Raw genomic sequence first — 2,117 nt, 5'->3', positions numbered from 1 at the left:
CAAACACCCCCCAGCCCTCTCCCGGTGGTCGACCAAACGCGCCCCAGGGCGTGCGTGGAGACCCGCCAGCCCAAGCCGCGGAGCCAGTGGATGCTTCGCCGGACTGGGGCGGAAGCTGGGGTGTTTCTGAGCCTGTCCAAGAGCCCGCCGAATCTGCTTCCGGAGAAAAGGAAGCACCAGCCGCCGTCGCTCCTTCCTCACCCGATGCCCCGACCGCCGTCGCCCCGTCGGCGCCCAGCGGCACGGTGGAGGAAGCCCAAGCCAACCAGCCAAGCCATGCCGACGCAGGGCAGCCCTCCAGCTCACCCCAGATCGAAATGATCCGGCGGGCCTGGCCCGAGATCATGGACGAGCTTGCCGGAATCAAACGGAGCACCTGGCTCAACGTCAATACGGATGCTAAGCCACGCTCGTTCAATGGCAACCAGCTGCTGCTGGTGTTCGCCTCCCAGGGCAATGCGCTTGGATTTCAACGGGGCCAGCACACGGACAACCTCAAGCAGGCAATTCATAAAGTGCTTGGCCTGACCTGCTCCATCGAAGCTGTCCACGAGAGCGCCGCGGCGGCGGGTGAACCCGACCCAAAAGTACCTGATGGTCGGCCCCAGCCGGCTACGGAAACTCAACCTCCGTCCCCCAGCCCTGGCGCGTTTGCGTCACCTCCACCGGTGCAGGTTCAACCGCGCCCAAATCCGGATCAGCAGAGCCAGCCGGAACCTCCACAACCGGACACGCAGGCGGCTGCTCACAGGATGCCACCGGGTGGGTCCGGTTCATCGAGCGCTGAACCGGCCGACACAGACTCCCAAAGCGTCGGGCCACCACCAGCCGGACCTGTTGCCGGGACGGCGGCGCGGCCCGCCGTCGTCGGTCCTGATGACCATCAGTCACCCGCCCAGCCGGACCCGTGGGACTACGCCGCGCCGTCTTCGGACCCCGAAGACCCCGGGCCCGAAGAGCCTCCAGCCGAGGACCAGCCACTCGGCGGTTCAAAGCCGGCCAGCCGCTACCAGCAGCTGCTCGACGAAGCGGCGCGGTCTCGTGCGACAGTCGAGGAACGTCCGGGCGGCACCGTAGACTTTACCTACGTTGAGGACATCCCCAGCGCTGACGACGAAACCCTCGAGGAATCAGGTCTCGTGGGTCGTCCGGCAATCGAACGGATCTTGAACGGCCGCTTGATCGAAGAGAAAAGCGCCGACTCCGCGTAACCGTCCGTGCATCATCAGCAGCACAACACCAACAGCTAAGAAGGACCCGTGTACGAAGGCGCAGTTCAAGAGCTCATTGATGAGCTGGGGCGACTTCCCGGGGTGGGCCCAAAGTCGGCACAACGGATCGCCTTTTACATCCTGGAGTCCGATGGCGAGGATATGAAACGGCTGGTCAACGCCATTGTCACGGTCAAGGAACGGGTGAAGTTCTGCACAATCTGCGGCAACGTCGCCGAGCAGGAAACCTGCGGAATCTGCCGCGACGCCCGCAGGGATCAGACCGTAATCTGCGTGGTCGAAGAGTCCAAGGATGTTATCGCCGTGGAGCGCACGCGGTCCTTCCGGGGCCGTTACCACGTGCTCGGTGGATCGATCAACCCGATCGCGGGGATCGGTCCCGAACAGCTGCGGATCCGAGAACTTCTCACCCGACTCTCAGACGATGAGGTCCAGGAGATCATCATCGCCACCGACCCCAACCTTGAAGGCGAAGCGACCGCAACCTACCTGGTGCGGATGCTCAAGACCATCGGCATCAAGGTCACACGGCTCGCCTCCGGGCTGCCCGTCGGCGGCGACCTCGAATACGCCGACGAGATTACCCTGGGCAGGGCCTTCGAGGGACGCCGAACCGTTTCCTAGGCTGAAGTTACGTTTGGGAGTTGCCCCGGGACCGTATGGTACCGGGGTTTTTCCATGGTTTTGGTCAAAATATGTAGCCACTAAAATTTTGACGAAAAGTCTTCCATTTCAATCTTGTTTGAAGTATTATATGGACATGGAGCAAGGTGCGCCGGCTATGCATGTAGCCATCAACACGTCCCGCCGAACGAACAAGGCCGGGGTTGAGGTCGTCTACGAATCGGCTTTGGTGCGCCGCACCTTCCGCGAAGGCGGGAAGGT

General features: G+C 62.7%; 1 protein-coding gene and 1 pseudogene. Both read left to right on the top strand.

The annotated features are described in order from the left end of the window. Positions 1-1,211 (top strand): annotated as a pseudogene (locus Y708_RS0101650) (hypothetical protein); the annotation flags it as partial. A gap of 48 nt (positions 1,212-1,259) precedes the next feature. Then, the gene (gene recR, locus Y708_RS0101645; protein ID WP_028278570.1) at positions 1,260-1,856 is read left to right on the top strand and encodes a recombination mediator RecR; all 597 of its coding nucleotides are present in this window, start codon (positions 1,260-1,262) and stop codon (positions 1,854-1,856) included. The last annotated feature ends 261 nt before the right edge of the window (positions 1,857-2,117 follow it).

Origin of the sequence: Arthrobacter sp. H5 (assembly GCF_000520595.1) — a bacterium.
Taxonomy (GTDB): Bacteria; Actinomycetota; Actinomycetes; order Actinomycetales; family Micrococcaceae; genus Arthrobacter_D.
The sequence above is the reverse complement of the archived record's forward strand: the minus strand, read 5'-3'. Positions and strand labels throughout refer to the sequence as shown.